General features: G+C 66.3%; 15 protein-coding genes. 7 read left to right on the top strand and 8 right to left on the bottom strand.

Going from position 1 to position 18,224, the window contains the following annotated elements; genetic code table 11:
* Positions 1 to 80 precede the first annotated feature (80 nt).
* Positions 81 to 2,648: an ATP-dependent helicase HrpB gene (hrpB, locus tag ASC66_RS15205; RefSeq protein ID WP_055841360.1), complete on the top strand. Its 2,568-nt coding sequence runs from the start codon at positions 81 to 83 to the stop codon at positions 2,646 to 2,648.
* A 9-nt stretch (positions 2,649 to 2,657) separates the two neighbouring features.
* Here the strand turns inward: hrpB and ASC66_RS15200 are convergent, their stop codons facing one another.
* From ASC66_RS15200 to ASC66_RS15165, 8 genes are all read right to left on the bottom strand, one after another.
* Positions 2,658 to 3,227 (bottom strand): dihydrofolate reductase family protein, encoded by a 570-nt coding sequence (locus ASC66_RS15200; RefSeq protein WP_055841357.1) that lies wholly within the window; start codon positions 3,225 to 3,227, stop codon positions 2,658 to 2,660.
* Positions 3,228 to 3,401: 174 nt separating this feature from the next.
* A complete protein-coding gene (dnaB, locus tag ASC66_RS15195; protein ID WP_055841354.1) occupies positions 3,402 to 4,781 on the bottom strand; it encodes a replicative DNA helicase in 1,380 nt (459 codons plus the stop codon).
* A 488-nt stretch (positions 4,782 to 5,269) separates the two neighbouring features.
* Positions 5,270 to 5,719: a 50S ribosomal protein L9 gene (rplI, locus tag ASC66_RS15190; RefSeq protein ID WP_055841351.1), complete on the bottom strand. Its 450-nt coding sequence runs from the start codon at positions 5,717 to 5,719 to the stop codon at positions 5,270 to 5,272.
* An 11-nt stretch (positions 5,720 to 5,730) separates the two neighbouring features.
* Positions 5,731 to 5,994 carry a 30S ribosomal protein S18 gene (rpsR, locus tag ASC66_RS15185; protein WP_035835236.1) on the bottom strand — a complete coding sequence of 88 codons (264 nt, stop codon included), beginning with the start codon at positions 5,992 to 5,994 and terminating at the stop codon, positions 5,731 to 5,733.
* A 73-nt stretch (positions 5,995 to 6,067) separates the two neighbouring features.
* A complete protein-coding gene (locus ASC66_RS15180; RefSeq protein WP_055841345.1) occupies positions 6,068 to 6,580 on the bottom strand; it encodes a single-stranded DNA-binding protein in 513 nt (170 codons plus the stop codon).
* Positions 6,581 to 6,585: 5 nt separating this feature from the next.
* Positions 6,586 to 6,963, bottom strand: coding sequence for a 30S ribosomal protein S6 (gene rpsF, locus ASC66_RS15175; RefSeq protein ID WP_055841342.1), 378 nt, complete (start codon positions 6,961 to 6,963; stop codon positions 6,586 to 6,588).
* Positions 6,964 to 7,123: 160 nt separating this feature from the next.
* The gene (locus ASC66_RS15170; protein WP_055841339.1) at positions 7,124 to 8,446 is read right to left on the bottom strand and encodes an ABC transporter substrate-binding protein; all 1,323 of its coding nucleotides are present in this window, start codon (positions 8,444 to 8,446) and stop codon (positions 7,124 to 7,126) included.
* Positions 8,447 to 8,529: 83 nt separating this feature from the next.
* Positions 8,530 to 9,957, bottom strand: coding sequence for a CCA tRNA nucleotidyltransferase (locus tag ASC66_RS15165; protein WP_055841336.1), 1,428 nt, complete (start codon positions 9,955 to 9,957; stop codon positions 8,530 to 8,532).
* Positions 9,958 to 10,106: 149 nt separating this feature from the next.
* Here ASC66_RS15165 and ASC66_RS15160 point away from each other — a divergent pair, with 149 nt between their 5' ends.
* The 6 genes from ASC66_RS15160 (at position 10,107) to ASC66_RS15135 (ending at position 18,015) form a co-directional block, all read left to right on the top strand.
* Entirely contained in the window at positions 10,107 to 12,371 is a 2,265-nt protein-coding gene (locus ASC66_RS15160; RefSeq protein ID WP_055841333.1) for a DUF6049 family protein, read from the top strand.
* A complete protein-coding gene (gene murJ, locus ASC66_RS15155; RefSeq protein ID WP_235496949.1) occupies positions 12,364 to 13,986 on the top strand; it encodes a murein biosynthesis integral membrane protein MurJ in 1,623 nt (540 codons plus the stop codon). Before ASC66_RS15160 ends, murJ begins: the two co-directional genes overlap by 8 nt.
* A gap of 155 nt (positions 13,987 to 14,141) precedes the next feature.
* A complete protein-coding gene (gene trxB, locus ASC66_RS15150) occupies positions 14,142 to 15,119 on the top strand; it encodes a thioredoxin-disulfide reductase (protein ID WP_055841327.1) in 978 nt (325 codons plus the stop codon).
* Between the two features lie 70 nt (positions 15,120 to 15,189).
* The gene (trxA, locus tag ASC66_RS15145) at positions 15,190 to 15,513 is read left to right on the top strand and encodes a thioredoxin (protein ID WP_047408337.1); all 324 of its coding nucleotides are present in this window, start codon (positions 15,190 to 15,192) and stop codon (positions 15,511 to 15,513) included.
* A 116-nt stretch (positions 15,514 to 15,629) separates the two neighbouring features.
* A complete protein-coding gene (locus ASC66_RS15140) occupies positions 15,630 to 16,943 on the top strand; it encodes an aminotransferase-like domain-containing protein (RefSeq protein WP_055841323.1) in 1,314 nt (437 codons plus the stop codon).
* Positions 16,944 to 17,016: 73 nt separating this feature from the next.
* Positions 17,017 to 18,015, top strand: coding sequence for a D-alanine--D-alanine ligase family protein (locus tag ASC66_RS15135; protein WP_055841316.1), 999 nt, complete (start codon positions 17,017 to 17,019; stop codon positions 18,013 to 18,015).
* Positions 18,016 to 18,224: the final 209 nt, after the last annotated feature.

Genomic DNA, 18,224 nt, shown 5'->3' with positions numbered 1-18,224 from the left:
GCAATCGGTTGAGAACGCGGAGCACCGAGGCACGGGACCTGCTGTGAGCACGCACCGGCCGAACGCGAGAGACTGGGGGAGTGACCACTCTGCCGTTCGACCCGTCGAGGCTCGGGCGCGGGCTCCCGTTCGCATCAGCGGTCGGTGACCTGAGGGAAGCACTCGACCGGAGCAACGCCGTCGTCGTCAGCGCGCCACCGGGCACTGGAAAGACAACGCTGGTTCCGCCGATCGTCGCCGATCGTGTGGCGGGGCGCGTGGTCGTCACGCAGCCCCGCCGGGTCGCTGCCCGCGCCGCCGCCCGTCGGCTCGCACAGTTGGACGGTTCACCCATCGGCTCTCGCGTGGGGTTCACCGTCCGTGGCGAACACCAGGTGAGCGCATCCACCCGGATCGAGTTCGTCACCGCCGGCGTGCTGCTGCGCCGTCTGCTGGACGACCCCGGTCTCGACGGCGTCGGCGCGGTCATCATCGACGAGGTGCACGAGCGCGCGTTGGAGACGGACCTGCTGATCGGGCTGCTGGGCGAGGTTCGCGAGCTACGCGAGGATCTCCTCCTCGTCGCGATGTCTGCGACCCTCGACGCGGAGCGGTTCGCCACGGTGCTCGGCACGGATTCGTCTCCGGCGCCGATCGTGACCCAGACCGCACCGGCACATCCGCTCGAGGTGCACTGGGCGCCCTGTCCGACTCCGCGGTTGGACGAGCGCGGGGTGACGTGGGCGTTCCTCGACCACGTCGCCAGCACCGCCGTTGCCGCTCACCGCACTCTGGTTCGCACGGATCCGGCCGCCGATGCCCTCGTCTTCGCGCCGGGCGCGAGGGAGGTTTCCGAGATCGCCGGACGCATCCGTGCTCGCGCGGCGGAGTTCGATGTCCGCGAACTGCACGGCCAGATCTCCGCCGCGGAACAGGATGCCGTGATCGGCGGGCGGAGCCCCGGCTCTGCCGCACGGATCATCGTCACGACCTCACTCGCCGAATCCTCTCTGACCGTTCCCGGCGTGCGCCTCGTCGTCGACAGTTGCCTGTCGCGTGCTCCCCAACGCGACGCGACGCGCGGCATGAGCGGTCTCGTCACCGGCCCGACGCCCAAGGCTTCGGCCATCCAACGCTCAGGTCGCGCCACACGGCAGGGACCGGGTGTCGCGGTCCGCTGCGTCGACGAGCGCACCTTCGCGGCGGCGCCGACACAGCCGGCCCCCGAGATCGCGGCGGCGGATCTCACCGACGCAGCGCTGCTCCTGGCCTGCTGGGGTGCGCCAGGCGGGGCCGGGCTCCGGCTCGTGGATCCGCTACCCGCTGGCAGTCTGCGTGATGCCATCGCCGTGCTGCGCGGACTCGGAGCGATTGATGCCGATGGCCGTGCCACCACGGACGGACGAGCGCTCGCTCGAATCCCGACCGATCCTCGCCTCGCGCGCGCACTTCTCCTCGGCAGCGCCGTCGTCGGCGGACGCACGGCCGCCGAGGTCATCGCACTGCTCAGCAGTGATCTGCGCGTTGCGGGCGGCGACGCCGCGGGCGCGCTGTCCGCGCTGCGCACCGGGCGAAGCCCGGATTCCCGCCGATGGGAGCAGGAGGTTCGCCGACTCGAGCGCTTCGCCGCGCCGGGAGCGCCGCACAGAGCGACGCGAGCAGCTGCCGATCGGACCGGGTTCGTCATTGCGCTTGCGTTCCCCGAGTGGATCGCCCGCCGCGTCGATCACTCGGCGCACGGTGCGACGTTCCTCCTCGCCTCTGGCACCCGCGCCGGGATCACGGGCCCGCTGGCGAGTGCCGAGTGGCTGGCGGTGGCGGACGTCACCCGCGCTCAGGGCCGGGCGGCCGCGGGAACCGGGGCGACCATCCGCTCCGCCGCCGTTCTCTCTGAGAGCGAGGCTGAGCAGGCGGCCGCCCATCTGATCACCGAGCGGGTCGAGGCGCAGTTCGTGGATGGCCGCGTCGTCGCGCGCCGTACCCGGAGGGTCGGCGCGATCGTCCGCTCATCCGTCCCGGTGCGCGCCCAGGCCGACGTCGGCGGTCGGGATGCCGTCCGTCGTGCCCTCGAGGAGCGCGGGCTCGGGATCTTCACCTGGTCGGACGCGGCGGATGGCCTCCGGCGTCGACTCGCCCTGCTGCATCGCGAACTCGGATCCCCCTGGCCCGATGTGTCGGATGCCGCGCTCCTCCGCAGCCTCGATTCCTGGCTCGGCCCGGAACTCTCGGACCTCGCCGCCGGCACGCCGGCCGCGCGCCTCGATCTTGCCTCGGCACTCCGCCGGATCCTGCCGTGGCCCGACGCGGTCGAGCTCGACTCCCTGGTTCCGGAACGCCTCGAAGTCCCAAGTGGCTCCCGTGTCCGCCTCGACTACCCGCCGATCGATGCTTCCATCGCCCGCCCGGTTGTGGCCGTGAAGCTGCAGGAATGCTTCGGGTGGGCAAAGACCCCGCGTCTCGTCGGAGGGCGGGTGCCGGTGTTGTTCCACCTGCTGTCCCCCGCCGGGCACCCGCTTGCCGTGACCGACGACCTCGCATCGTTCTGGGCCGGTCCCTATGCGCAGGTGCGTGCACAAATGCGCGGCCGCTACCCGAAGCATCCGTGGCCGGAGGACCCCTGGTCCGCGGTGCCCACCCGGCACACCACGCGCCGAGCTGCCCTGGGTTAGCGAGTCGCGTCAGGCCGTTGCTGGAATGGGCCTGTACCGCATGCGGACCGCACCTGAGCGGAACTCCTGGCGATCCACGAGTTCAAGCTGGATTCGCTCGCGCAAACCGGCGAGCAACGTCGGCCCGTGGCCGGCAAGGACGGGCTGCACGATGAACTCGTACTCGTCGATCAATCCCACATCTGCCAGCGCCAGGGGGAGCGTTACTCCGCCCACCCAGAGACCATCACCCGGCTCTTGTTTGAGCTGCCGAACCGCGTGCCCCAGGTCACCTCGCACCAGCTCGGCATTCCAGTCGACCCCACTCAACGTGCTGGACACGACGTGCTTCTTCGCCCGGTCGATCGTCTCGGCGAACGGGATCTCCCACTCATCCATCCAGTCAGGCCATGCACCCGTGGTCGGCTTCCGCCACGCCGACTCCATCATCTCGTAGGTCACCCGGCCGAACAACAGGGCATCGGCTCGTGCCATCTCAGCGGTCCAGTAGCGCATGGACTCCTCGTCCGGCGGGAGCCCAGCCTCGTGATGGCAGCAACCGTCGAGCGTGACATTGATGGAGTATCGAAGTGGTCTCATCGTTGCTCTCCCTGGAAGACTGGATCTCTCCGCGCCTGGGATCTCGACGTGCCAAAGAATCAGGTCAGTCGCTTTATGCCGACCACCCTAACGCTCGGCGAACTGTCCCGAAAGCCATGACATGGACGACTCCACATCGAAACGGACGTCACCGACCGTCCCTCCAACACCGGTTTAGCTGGGGGCGAGGTCCGCGAAACGCGAGAAGTGGCCGTGGAAGGCCACAGTCACGGTACGCGTCGGGCCGTTACGGTGCTTGGCGACGATGAGGTCGGCCTCGCCGGCGCGAGGGCTGTCCTTTTCGTAGGCGCTCTCACGGTGCAACAAGATGACCATGTCGGCATCCTGCTCGATCGAGCCAGACTCACGCAGGTCGCTGATCGCCGGCATCTTGTCGGCACGCTGCTCGGAACCACGGTTCAGCTGCGAGAGGGCGATGACCGGAACCTGCAGCTCCTTGGCCATGAGCTTGAGCGCACGCGAGAACTCCGAGACCTCCTGCTGGCGGCTCTCGACGCGCTTGCCGGATGTCATCAGCTGCAGGTAGTCGATGACGACCATCTTGAGGCCGACACGCTGCTTGAGGCGGCGGCACTTCGCGCGGATCTCGACGAGCGTCATGTTGGGGGAGTCGTCGATGTAGAGCGGGGCATCGTTGATGCGGCCACGCACCTGGGCGATCGTGGTCCAGTCGCGGGCGTCGACGGTTCCCTTGCGCATGTTCTGCAGGGGAACGGATGCCTCGGCGGAGAGCAGACGCATGGCGATCTCTGATCGCCCCATCTCGAGGGAGAAGAAGATCGCCGGCATGTTGTGGCCGATGGCTGCGGAGCGGGCGAAGTCGAGAGCGAGCGTCGACTTTCCGAGCGCCGGTCGCGCGGCGACGATGATCATCTGCCCGGGGTGGAAACCGTTGGTGAGGTCGTCGAGGTCGGCGAAGCCGGTGGGAACGCCGGTCATCGAACCGTCGGTGTGTGATGCCGCCTCGATCTCGTCCATCGCCGCGGTGACGGCGTCGGTGAGCGGAACGTAGTCCTCGGTCTCGGTGCTGCCCGTCACGGAGTAGATCTCTGCCTGGGCGTTGTTGACGAGGTCGAGCACCTCGCCCTCGCCGGCGTAGCCCATCTGCACGATGCGCGTGCCGGCCTCGACAAGGCGGCGGAGCAGTGCGCGTTCGGCGACGATCGAGCCGTAGTAGCCGGCGTTGGCCGCGGTGGGCACGAGGCTGGTCAGCGTGTGGAGGTAGTCTGCGCCACCGGCGCGGGCGAGCTCGCCCTGCTTGGTGAGCTCGTCGGTGACCGCGATGACGTCGGTCGGCTCACCGTGCGAGTAGAGCGCGAGGATCGCGTCGAAGATGAGCTCGTGCTTGGGGATGTAGAAGTCGGGGCCCCGGAGCGTCTCGACGACGTCGGCGACGGCATCCTTCGAGAGGAGCATGCCGCCCAACGCGCTCTGCTCGGCGAGCAGGTCGTGCGGAGGGGTGCGCTCGGTGCGATAGGACTCGGAGCGTGGGGTCTCGGCAGAATCTGCGAGCCCCAGGTGAGCGATCGACACGCGGTGCCTCCTCGGCGACTGGACTACCGGCCTGCGCCGGTCAAAAAGTGGTGGGTCGGGAACAGCTGAACCCATATCCAGTGATAGCGGGTACCTCTGACACTGCTGCTTGCCGCACGGAAGCCGTTCAGGCTGGCCGCTGCGACAGGCTCACGAGAGCCGCTGCAGCCACGATACGGACAGCGTCATGGCAACTCAACCCGGCCTGTGGATAACTCTGTGCACAATCTGCGCGAAACGCCGCCAGTGTTGTGCAAAGCCTGTGGGAACAGCTGTGGACAACACACTTTCTTTTGAACAAAAATCCCTCTTGAACAGGGCTTAAATCTTTGCACAGCTGTGTGAAAAAAGTAGTTTTCCACAGCACCGATTTCGGCTCACAATCGTGGTCGCCTGTGCACAGAATGGGGGTATTGCGCAGAACGGATGCCGCTTAAACAGATACGGCGGCGAGCCGAAGCCCGCCGCCGTACCGATGAGTTTTACGCCTACTTGGCGGCTACCACCTGGAGGGTGATTGCAGCCGAGAGCTCGTCGCGCAGACGAACCGTGGCCTCGTGAGTTCCAACAACCTTGATGGCGTTGGGGATCTCGATCTTGCGCTTGTCGATGGTGCCGAGTCCGGCAGCAGCAACAGCGTCAGCGATGTCGGTGGTCTTCACCGAACCGAAGAGACGGCCTTCAGCGCCGGCCTTGACGACCAGCTTGACCTTGGCGCCCTCGAGGGCGGCCTTGAGGGCCTGTGCCTCTTCGAGCGTGGCGAGCTCACGAGCCGCGCGAGCGGCCTTGATCTGCTCGACCTGCTTCTCGCCACCGCGGCTCCACTGCACGGCAAAGCCCTGCGGAACCAGGTAGTTACGGGCGTAGCCGTTCTTGACCTCGATGACATCACCGGGGGTGCCGAGGCCAGTGACCTCGTGCGTCAGAATCAGTTTCATGTCGTTGCTCCTCAGCGTCCGCTGCCGGCGTATGGCAGCAGGGCCATTTCGCGGGCATTCTTGACGGCACGGGCGATCAGACGCTGCTCCTGCACGGAAACGCCTGTGATGCGGCGGGCACGGATCTTCCCGCGCTCAGAGATGAACTTGCGAAGCGTCGGGACATCCTTGTAATCGATGACACCAACGCGGATGGACTTCGCGGGAGCGGCGTTCTTGCCACCCTTGGCTCCGCGGAGTGGCTTGCGGCGGTCGCCGCTGCTCTTTCCAGCCATGGTATTTCCTTTGTCTTGAAGTATTTACACCCGGAGGCCGCGCAGTGCGGCATCCGGAAGCCGGCCCAAGGGCCTAGAAGGGGGTCTCGTCGCTGTAGCTGCCCGGGGTGTTCCACACGTCCTGGCCGCCAGAGGCAGCAGGGGCGCTCGGAGCCCACGGCTCTTCCACTGCTCCGCCGAAGTTGCCACCCTGAGGGGCGGCACCGCGGGGGGCGCCGGAAGACTGGGCACGCGTGACAGACGCGGTTGCGTAGCGAAGCGAAGGGCCGATCTCATCGACATCCAGCTCATAGCTGGTGCGCTTCTCGCCCTCTTTCGTCTCGTACGAACGCTGCTTGAGACGCCCGGAAGCGATAACGCGGGAACCCTTGGTCAGCGAACCTGCTACGTGCTCAGCGAATTCACGCCACACGCTTGCGCGCAGGAACAATGCCTCGCCATCGATCCACTCGTTCTTCGCGCGGTCAAACGTGCGCGGAGTGGAGGCGATGGTGAAGTTGGCAACCGCCAGTCCGTTCTGCGTGTAACGCAGCTCGGGGTCTGAGGTGAGGTTGCCCACCACGGTAATTACGGTCTCGCCGGCCATCGGGACTAAGCGTCCTTCGCAGCCTTGGCCGGAGCGGCAGCCTTGCGGGCGGCCTTCTCCTCGGCGAGCTTCTGTGCAGCGGCAACCTGAGCGATTCCCTCTTCTGCGCGCAGCACCTTGGTGCGCATGACGGCTTCGCTGAGCTTCAGCTGGCGGTCAAGCTCCGTGGTGGTAGCGGGCTCTGCGGTGAAGTCGACGACGGCGTAGATGCCTTCGGTCTTCTTGTTGATCTCGTAGGCGAGACGACGACGGCCCCAGATGTCGACCTTGTCGATCGTTCCACCATCGTTGCGAACAACGTTGAGGAACTTGTCAAGGCTGGGAGCAACTGTGCGCTCATCGATCTCGGGATCGAGGATAACCATCAGTTCGTACTGGTGCATGACTAACCCACCTCCTTCGGACTAAAACGGCTGCAGACGTTCTGCAACAGGAGGGTTGTGCATGTGTTGAACACGGAGGCCAGAGATCCCGGCACGTGAGCAACCTTCCAAGGGTAACGGATGCCGCGTCGGAGCGCCACTCGGCTGACGGCAGCTGCCACTACTTCGCGGCGATGGCCGCGTTCGCGGCATCCTGAGCCTGGCGCAGGCCTTCCGCCACCGGCAGCGTGCCGGCGAACACCTCGTTCAACAGCGGTTGGTACGCCGCCTGGACCGCGGCGAAGTTCGCGGTTTCCGGCGGGGTGATGGTCGGGGCGTCATCAGCCAACACCTCGAAGAACTTCGCGACGTCGACGTCTTTGCCACCCCAGTGGTCGAAGTACGCCTGCTGGGCGGCGACGACGCCCGGCACCGCGGCACCGCTCGCACCGACGAAGCTGTTTCCCTCGGTGGAGCCGAGCCAGTCCAGTACCTTGGCCGTCGCCTCGGGGTGGGCTGTCTGGGCGTTTCCGGCTGCGACGATGCCGTTCGTCACCGACACTCGACCGCTCGGGCCCGCCGGCATCGATGCGACGCCCCACTCGAACTCGGCTCCCTCGAAGACGTACGGCAGGTTGTAGAGGCCGGACTGGAACAACGCCATCCCTCCGTCGACGAAGCGATCGCGGGCGTAGTCGCCGTCGGCGTTGCTCTCGGATGCCGGAGGCGCCACCCGGTGGGTGTTGATCAGGTCGACCTGGTAGCCGATGGCCTGCGCCGCTCCCTCCTCGCCGAAGGTGTAGGCACCGTCGGCGTCGAAGGTCGCACCGTTGGATCCGACCGACGGCAGGATGATTCCCTGGAGATCGTTGCCGGCGTTGTAGCCGAACTGCGTCACGGCGGAGGCATCGAACGCGGGATCGCTCGGAGCGCGGCCGCTGCTGTCGCGGGTGAGGGCCGTGAGAATCGGCAGCAGGGTGTCCGCGGCCGGGTCGGTGCTCCAGGCCACGGTCTCCAGCGTCGCCGCGTCGATCCCGGCCTTGGCCAACATGGACTTGTTGTAATAGAGGGCGATGCCGGCATCCGAAAGCTGCGGAACGCCCCAGAGGACGCCGTCACGGGTGAACTCGCGGACGACGGCCCTGTCCCAATCGTTCTTCGCCCTGGAGCCGAGGGTGTCGTCGATGTCCATCAGTGTGCCGTCGTCGGCGAGGTCGGTCAGATAGGAGTTGTTCACCCAGAAGATGTCATCGGCGCGGCCGGCCGCGACGTCATCGTCGAGCTGGGTCCAATACTGCGACCACGGAATCACGGTGACATCGATCGTGATGTCGGGGTTGGACTCGTGAAATGCCGCGAAGGAGGCCTTGTAGGCGTCTGCCACCTTGTCGTCCCAGAGGCGCACGGTCACGATCGTGTTGCCGGAGCCGGCAATCGCCCCGGCGAGCAGTACCCCGCTGCCCAGCGCCAGAACGGCGACCAGGGCGCCCAGGGCCCCGGTCATCAGGGATTTTCTGCGCAGATTCACGACACCTCCGCGTCGAACGCTACCAGTGCTCGGTTGCCGGGCGCCCGACAGCCATCAGATCAGTCTCGGGCGGCCCACCAGGCGAGCAGCCGTTCGGTCGCGAGCTCTTCCCCGAGCGGCCCCTCGTCCAGTCGCAGCTCAAGCAGGAAGCGGTACGCCTCGCCGACCTCACGCCCCGGGCGGATGCCGAGCAGGCTCATGATCTGCTCCCCGTCCAGATCCGGCCGAACCGCGTTCATCTCTTCTTCTTCGGCCAGCTGCGCGATGCGCGTCTCGATGTCGTCGTAGGCGAATCCGAGCCTGTCGGCCTTGCGCCGGTTGCGCGTCGTCACATCGGCGCGGGTCAGGATGTGCAGGCGCTCTAGCTGGTCGCCGGCGTCGCGGACGTAGCGGCGGACCGCCGAGTCGGTCCACGCACCCTCGGTGTAGCCGAAGAATCGCAGGTGCAGTTCGATGAGGAGGCCGACGGCGGCGATCGTGTCGTTGTCGAAGCGCAGCTCGCGCAGTCGCTTCTTCGCCAGCTTGGAGCCGACGTAGTCGTGGTGGTGGAAACTCACGACGCCGCCGGGTTCGAGGCGCCGTGTCGCCGGCTTACCGATGTCGTGGAGCAGCGAAGCCAGGCGCAGAATCAGGTCGGGGCTCTGCAGCTTTCCGCGCGCCTTCTCGTAGCCGATGGCCTGTTCGAGCACCGTCAGGCTGTGTTCGTAGACGTCCTTGTGGTGGTGGTGCTCGTCGATCTCCAAGCGGAGGGCCGGGAGTTCCGGCAACACGATCGCGGCGATGCCCGAGTCGACGAGCAGCTCGAGACCGGCGCGCGGGGCATCCGTCTTCAACAGCTTGGAGAGCTCATCGTTGACGCGCTCAATGGAGATGCGTCGGATGCTCTCTGCGCCTGCCGTCATGGCGGTGAACGCCGCGGCGTCGAGCTCGAAGCCGAGCTGGGAGGCGAAGCGGGCCGCCCGCATCATGCGGAGCGGATCGTCGCCGAAGGACTGCTCCGGCGCGGCCGGTGTGCGCAGACGACCGTCAAGAATGTCTTCGATTCCACCGGAGGGATCAACGAGCGCCATCTGCGGCAGCCGCAGCGCGATCGAGTTGACCGTGAAATCGCGGCGCACGAGATCCTCATCGAGCGAGGTGCCGAACACGACCTCCGGCTTGCGCGTTCCGTCGACGTAGCTGTCGGTGCGGTAGGTCGTGATCTCGACGGTCTCGCCGGCAATCTTCGCTGCGATCGTGCCGAACTGGCGTCCGATGTCCCACTGCGCCTCGCTGATCGGCGTGACGATCGCAAGGATCTGCTCCGGAGAGGCATTCGTCGTGAAGTCGAGGTCATTCGTGCCGCGGTCGAGGAAGGCATCGCGCACCGGGCCGCCGACGAGTGCGAGTTCGTGGCCTGCCGCCTCGAATGCGCCGGCCAGACGGGAGACAGCGGGCGTCGCCGCAAGATCGCCCAGCCGGGCAAGGGCCGCCGCGACACTTTGCATGGTCTCCATATTAAGGGTTGCCGTGGAGGGTGCAGCAGTCACCCAGCGCGGCACCGTAGAATTCCCGCATGGAGGCCGAGTCACTACACACGCATCGGCCTGCGCTTTTTGGGGCTGTCCGTGCCCGGCTGAACGCCCGCGGAACGCGTGTGAGGCCGCCGCACCGCACCCTGTCGTTGCTGATCGCCGCGGCAACGCTCACCCCGGCACTGCTCGGGGCGAGTGCCACCACGGCAGCTCCCGCACAGGCCGTCACCGCACCTGCCGCCGCCACGGCCGAGCCCACCTCGGTGACGATCATGGTCGCCCCGGCACAGGGCGCCATCGTGCGTCCCGGTGAGGATCTGCCGCTCACGGTGAGCGTGAGCAACGGCACCGACCAGACAGTGACCGGCTCCACCGTCACCGTCGGGCTGAGCGATGACACGCTGAGTGATTCTGCCGAGCTCGCCGGCTGGCTGCACCCGAGCGACGAGGTGATCGCCGAGTCGGATGCCGACAGCGCCGGCATGCCCGACGATGCACACGTCGTCGCAACCGTTGAGCTCCCCAGCGTCGCGGCCGGCTCCAATTCCGTCACTCCTGTGACCGTTCCGGCAGCATCACTCGACTTCGACACCACCGACTGGGGGGCGCAGGGACTCGTCGCATCGCTCATCAGCGGCGGCACCGTCGTTTCGACGGCGCGGAGCACGACCGTGCTCGTGACGGGCGAGACGCCGCGCAGTCCACTGGGCATGGTGATGCCGATCACAGCTCCGGCGAGCAACCTGGGTCTCATCCCCAGCGAGATGCTGGCCGTGTACACCGGACCCGGCGGCATGCTCACCCGCAGCCTGGACGCGGCGCTCGGCCACAACGTCGCCATCGCCCTCGATCCGAAGATCCTCGTGTCGATTCGCGTTCTCGGCTCCAGCGCGCCGACGTCGGCCACTGACTGGCTGGAGCGGCTCTCCGGCGCGACGAATGAGATCTTCGCGCTGCCATACTCCGACGCCGACATCACGGCCCAGGCACAGCTCGGGGTCAACCCGTTCCTGGCGCCGCTCTCGTTCGATGACGCGATCGATCCAGCGAACTTCACGGCGACAGTTCCCACCCCCACTCCATCGCCGAGCGAGGGCGAAGACGCGCCCAGCTCCGAGCCGAGCACTGAGCCGAGCACGGACCCGAGCGACGAGCCGACACCAGACACCGGCGTGCCGACCCTGGACGAGCTGTTGGCGTGGCCGTATTCGCTCAGCGGCATCGCCTGGCCGGCGCCCGGCCTCGTCAGCGCCCCGGTGCTCCCGGCATTCACGGCCAACGGATTCGGCACGACGATCGTCTCAGGCTCGGACATCGCTCTGGCCGATTCGGTTCAGCCGCCGGCGTCCGCCCGGGCAGGCGAGATGGCGCTGCTCGTCGCCGACACCGAGTTGAACGACGCTGTGAGCGACGCCATCACGGCCGGCCGGGAGAGCGACTGGCAAGAGGCGATCGCACGCGCAACAGCCGCTGCGGCGGTCGCGGCCGACGAATCGACTCCCCGCGCCCTGCTGGCCACGATTCCCCACGAATGGCCAGGCAACTCGAGCTATCTGAACGCGACACTCAGCGCTCTGGAACAACTCCCTTTCGTCTCACCGGTCGGCTTGAGTGCGCTCAGTGATGCCCCGGCACCCGAGCTCACCGTCGGCGAGACGGGGGAGTCCCCGGAACGGCTCGCCGCCGTCGCGAACCTCCTCGAGCGCGAAACCGCATTGACTGGTTTCAGCACGGCGGTCGCCGACCCCACAACCGTCACGGGGCCGGAGCGGGCAAGCCTGCTCGCACTGCTCGACATCGCCTGGATTCCTGACGATGAGGAGTGGCGCACGGTGGTGGGCGACGACCTCGCCCGCACCCGCGAGATCCTCGATTCGGTGAGCGTCATTCAGAGCACCAGTGTCTTGGTCGTGGGCGGCAGCGCCCAGTTCCCCGTGACCGTGCAGAACTCCTACACCCAGCCCGTCACGCTCACCGTGAGCCTGTTGCCCTCCAATGGCCGTCTCGTCGTCGATGAATCGGTGGAGGTCACGATCGACGCGGCATCCAGCAGCACCGTTCTGGTTCCCGTGAACGCCCACGTCGGCAACGGCGCCGTCGACGTTCAGATCACCCTCACGACATCCGCCGGCGTGCAGCTGGGTTCGCCCGTGACGATCCCGGTGAACGTGCAGGCGGACTGGGAGGGTCTCGGCGCCGCCCTGCTCGGCGCCGCGATCCTGCTGTTCTTCGGTTTCGGCATCTTCCGCAACATACGCAGGCGGCGACGCGAGCGGGCAGCCGCCGAGGCCCAGGACATCGAGAGCACACAGGCGACACCGGCTCAGGCGGTTACAGAGGTCGAGGACTCCACGGATGCCGACGAATCAGAATCACCGCGTGGCTAGCGGCATCGGGCGGGCCAGCGCGCTGCTGGCATCCGGCACCATCGTGTCGCGCATTCTCGGCTTCGTGAAGCTCTGGGTCCTCGCGCAGGTGATTGGCCTCATCGGCCAAAGCACCGATGCCTTCGCGGTTGCCAACCAACTGCCGAACACGGTTTATGTGATCATCGCCGGCGGCGTGCTCACGGCCGTTCTCGTGCCACAGATCGTGCGCTCGGCCCTCCACGATGACGGCGGCTCCGCGTACATCAACAAGCTCCTCACCTTGGCGCTCGTCATCCTCTTTGCCACCACTGCCGCCGCCACGATCCTTGCACCGGTGCTCACGCCCATCTGGGGCGGGAAGCTTCCGCCAGAGGCGCTCTCGCTGGCCATCGCATTCGCTTATTGGTGCTTGCCGCAGATCTTCTTCTACGGCCTCTACACAGTGCTCAGTGAAGTACTCAACGCACGCAAGGTCTTCGGGCCGTCGACGTGGGTACCCGTGCTCAACAATGTCGTAGCCATCGCCGGGCTCGTCGTCTTCGCCGTCCTCTTTGGATTCGACCCGACGGGCCTCGAACGCCAGGCGGGCGATTTCACTCCCGCCATGATTGCCGTGCTCGCCGGCAGCGCCACGCTCGGCGTTGTCGTCCAGGCTGTTGTGCTGTTCGCTTTCTGGCGCCGCATCGGGCTGAAGTATCGCCCCGATTTCCGGTGGAGGGGCGTCGGCCTGGGCGCAGCCGGCCGCATGGCGAGCTGGACATTCGGCATGCTCCTTCTCACGACCCTCGCGGGCATCGTCGAGACACAGGTTGCTTCATCCGCATCCGGTGGCAATGATGCTTCTGTTCAAGTCCTGAACACCGCCTGGCTCATCTTCATGCTGCCGCACTCGGTGATCACCGTTTCGATCGCGACCGCCTACTTCACTCGAATGAGTGAACATGCCTCGATCGGAAAGCTCGACCTCGTCAGGACCGATGCATCGTCGGCGATTCGCGGCACAACCTTGATCATCACCCTCGCGTCCGCCGTGATCACGGTGTGCGCCTACCCGTTCGCGGCCGTCTTCGTCTACAGGTCCTTCGATCAGGTGGCGGCGACCGGAAACGTCATCATCGCCTACATGCTCGGCCTCATCGCGTTCTGCGTGCTGTTTGTGCTCCAGCGCACCTTCTACGCCTTGAGCGACACCCGCACACCGTTCTTCTTCACGCTGTTCCAGGTCACGATCGTCGTCATCGGCGTGTGGGCCTGCCTGCTGCTGCCCGTCGAGTGGATCGCAGCCGGCATCGCACTCGTCGTGACCATCGGCGGCATCGCACAAGCGGTTCTGGCGGCTTTTCTCCTTCGAAAGAAGCTGGGCGGCATCGACGGCAAACGCATCGCCATAAGCCTGGGCAAGTACCTGGTGGCGGCAATCCCCTCCGTCGTGATCGGCATCGTTCTGCTGGTTGCCTTGGGTGGGACGCACGAGGGCGGTTTCGCTGTCTCTGGCGCCGTCACCGCAATGCTCTCAATGGTGATCATCGGCCTCGCCATGTCTGCCGCATATTTCGGGATGCTCATTCTCATGCGCACGCCGGAGCTCAGGGTCGTGCTCGACCCCGTGCTCGCCCGCATCCGTCGCAGCTAGCCGGCCCGCGACTCGTAACCACGCTGGATGGTTAGCCAATCCGATCCACTCAGCGCTCCGGAATACTCCTCACCTAGACTGTGTTTCACACTGGGCAGGCCGTAAGCGGCAAAATCGCCAGGCATCGTCACCGCAACACCATTCAGGGAGTATTCGTGCGTCAGGTCATCATCATCGGCTCCGGCCCATCCGGGTACACCGCGGCCATTTACGCCGCTCGCGCCAACCTCCAGCCGCTGCTGATCGCCAGCTCCGTCGAAGCCGGTGGCGAACTGATGAACACGACGGATGTCGAGAACTTCCCCGGCTTCCCCGAGGGCATCCAGGGCCCGGAACTGATGACGCAGATGCAGCAGCAGGCCGAGCGCTTCGGCACAGAGGTCGTCTACGACGACGTCACGAGCCTCGATCTCAGCGGCGACATCAAGACCGTCACCGTCGGCTCCGGCGAGACCCACGAGGCCCTCTCGGTGATCTTTGCCACCGGTTCTGCCTACCGCAAGCTCGGCGTCGACGGCGAGGAGAAGCTCTCCGGCCACGGCGTCTCGTGGTGCGCAACCTGCGACGGATTCTTCTTCCGCGAGAAGACGATCGCCGTCGTCGGCGGTGGCGACTCCGCGATGGAGGAGGCCACCTTCCTCACGCGTTTCGCCTCGAAGGTTTACATCATCCACCGCAAGGACTCGCTGCGCGCCTCCAAGATCATGCAGGAGCGGGCATTCAACGACCCGAAGATCGAGTTCATCTGGAACTCCGAGGTCACCGCGATCCAGGGCGACACGGCTCTCAGCGGTGTCGCGCTGCGCGACACCGTGACCGGTGAGGTGTCAGAGCTCGCCCTCGACGGCCTGTTCATCGCGATCGGCAACGACCCGCGCACCCACCTGATCCACGGCCAGCTCGACCTCACCCCAGAGGGCACCATCGCCGTGGCAGGTCGCTCGTCCAAGACCTCCCAGAGCGGCGTCTTCGCCGCCGGCGACGTCATCGACCCGAGCTACCGCCAGGCGGTCACCGCGGCCGGCTCCGGCTGTGTCGCCGCACTCGACGCCGAGCACTACCTGGCATCGCTGCCGGCCGACCTCGCCATCGCGGCGGTGGCGACGCCCGCCGCGGCTGCAGCGCAGGCCTGAACCAGCTCCGGATACCGGCGCCGCCGGCATCCGCACGATCAACTGACCGCATTCACCGAAGGAGAACGCAATGACCGCACGTGCCGTGACCGAAGCCACCTTTGAAGCCGAGGTTCTGAACAACGAGAAGACCGTTCTGGTCGACTTCTGGGCCGAATGGTGTGGCCCCTGCCGTGCCGTCAGCCCGATTCTCGACCAGATCGCGACCGAGCACTCCGAGAAGCTCGACATCGTCAAGGTGAACGTCGACGAGAACCCGCAGCTGGCGATGAAGTACCAGATCACCAGCATCCCGGCAATGAAGGTGTACCAGGGCGGCGAGGTCGTCAAGACCGTCATCGGCGCCAAGCCCAAGCCTGCGCTCGAAGCAGACCTGGCCGCCTACCTCGCGTAGCCGACCGGTCCTCACTGAACCCTCGGCCTCACGGCCGGGGGTTTTGTGCTTAAAGCCCCCGAAAATCCCCGCCTTTTCCGCGTACTAGCATTGAACAGCACGAGAATGGATGACCAGTGACTGAACAGCACCAGCCCGGCAACAACCTCGACCCGTGGTACTCCCACTACGCCGACCGAGCCGCGGGCCTCCGCGCCTCCGAGGTGCGTGCGCTGTTCGCCGTGGCATCCAGGCCCGAGGTGGTCAGCCTCGCCGGCGGCATGCCGTTCGTTTCGGCGCTGCCTCAGGATCTCGTCATCAACGCCATGGATCAGGTCATGATCAAGCAGGGCGCAACCGCGCTGCAATATGGCTCTGGTCAGGGAGTTCCCGCACTTCGTGAGCAGATTCTCGAGGTCATGGCGCTCGAGGGCATCCAGGCCAATGCCGACGATATCGTCGTCACCACTGGCTCGCAGCACGCGCTCGAGCTGGTCAGCAAGCTCTTCCTCGACCCTGGTGACGTTGTCATCTCCGAGGGGCCGAGCTACGTCACGGCCATGGTCATCTTCCGCTCCTACCAGGCCGACGTCGACCATGTGCCGATGGATGAGCACGGCATGATTCCGGAGGCCCTGCGCGAACACATCACACGCCTGAAGGCCGCCGGGCGCACGATCAAGCTGCTCTACACGATCCCCAGCTTCCACAACCCGGCCGGCGTCACGCTCAGCTGGGAGCGCCGACTTGAGATCCTGGCCATCGCCAAGGAACACGACATCCTCGTGCTCGAAGACAACCCATACGGTCTGCTCTACTTCGACAAGCCGGCACCAGACGCGATGCGTTCGGTCGAGGAGGATGGGGTGATCTACCTCGGCACCTTCTCGAAGACCTTGGCTCCCGGCTTCCGCACCGGCTGGGCACTTGCACCGCACGCGATTCGCGAGAAGCTGGTGCTCGCGAATGAGGCGGCAGTGCTGTCGCCGAGCTCGTTCAGCCAGCTGGTGATCTCGGAGTATCTGGCCACCGCCGATTGGAAGGAACAGATCAACACCTTCCGCGGCGTCTACCGAGAGCGCAAGGAGGCGATGCTCTCGGCACTGGGGGAGCACCTGCCTCAGCTCGAGTGGACGAACCCCAACGGTGGGTTCTATGTGTGGGTCACTCTTCCGGAGCCGCTGGACTCGAAGGCGATGCTGCCACGCGCGGTCAAGGAGCTCGTCGCGTACACCCCGGGCACCGCGTTCTATGGCGACGGCAATGGGCACCAGAACATCCGGCTCTCATTCTGCTATCCGACTCCAGAGCAGATTCGCCTCGGCATCCGTCGACTGGCGACTGTCATCGGCGGCGAGCTCGACCTGCTCGAGACCTTCGCCGGAACGGGCAAGCTCGGCACAAGCTCCGGATCGGCCCAATTCACCTCGCCGCCGCCGAATGTTTCCTAGTGTCCAGCCACTCTGAACCGACACCGGTCAGAGAATGCCTTCTGCACAACTGAAATCGAAGAAAGTCCTGATTATGACTGAAAACATCGCCGCAGAGACTCAGCACGATTCACCGGAAAGCGCCGGAACACCCGCAACTCTCGACATCGTCGTACTCGCCGGCGGAATCTCGCACGAACGCGATGTCTCGCTGCGCTCGGGCCGCCGGGTGGCCGATGCTCTGAGCGGCGCCGGCCATCGAGTCACCGTGCTCGACCCCGACGCGACGCTGCTTGATGCCATCGCCTCACGCAATCCGGATGTCGTCTGGCCCGCTTTGCACGGCGCCAGTGGCGAGGACGGCGCACTGCTCAGCTTGCTCGAGGCCGCCGGGGTTGCGTTCGTCGGATCGCGTGGCGACGACGCGGCTTTGGCCTGGTCGAAGCCCACGGCTAAGACGCTTGTCGCGCGCGCCGGCATTGCCACCCCGGAGTCCATCACGCTGGCCAAGGAAACCTTCCGCGATCTCGGCGCCGCCAATGTGCTCAGCCGCGTGATCGACCGGCTCGGCACGGACCTCGTTGTGAAGCCATCGGTGGGCGGCTCGGCGCAGGGTGTCTCGATTGTCGCCGAGGCCGCTGAGCTGCCTCGCGCCGTCGTTGAGGCGTACACCTACTCCGATGTCGCGCTCATCGAAAAGCGCATTCAGGGGGTCGAGCTTGCGGTCGGCGTGATCGACACCGGGGACGGCCCTCAGGCACTTCCCGCGGTCGAGATTCAGGCCAGCAGCGGCGTCTACAGCTTTGACGCGCGCTACAACGCGGGGGAGACCACCTTCTTCACGCCGGCGCGTATCACTCCGGACGCCGCGGCACTCGTGGCCGAGACCGCGGTTGCTGTGCACGAGCTCCTCGGGCTCCGCCACGTCTCGCGGATCGACTTCATCCTGGACGCAGCCGGAACCCCATGGTTCCTCGAGGCCAATGTGCTCCCCGGCCTCACAGAGACGTCGTTGCTGCCTCAGGCGATCGAGGCCTCAGGCCAGGAGCTCGGGGTCGTCTACGGGGCGCTGGCGGCCGCTGCGCGCGTCTAGAGCACTCAGTGCAGAAGGAGGGCGCCCGCCGGGTGCCCTCCTTCTGCATTTTCCCCTCGTTTCACGTGAAACATCGCCCAACTTGCGTGCGTGGAGCGCCCCTTCGGGGGAAAAGTGTGGAGATGGCAGGCCGCGATGGGCCGCTCCGCTCGTTACCACTGGTTGACGGCCCCTGGAACCGTGACAGCCTCTGGTCGAGCACGCCGGCC

It is taken from the genome of Leifsonia sp. Root4, assembly GCF_001425085.1.
Lineage (GTDB): Bacteria > Actinomycetota > Actinomycetes > Actinomycetales > Microbacteriaceae > Microterricola.
Note: the sequence above shows the minus strand (reverse complement) of the source record. Positions and strands in the feature narration are given on the sequence as shown.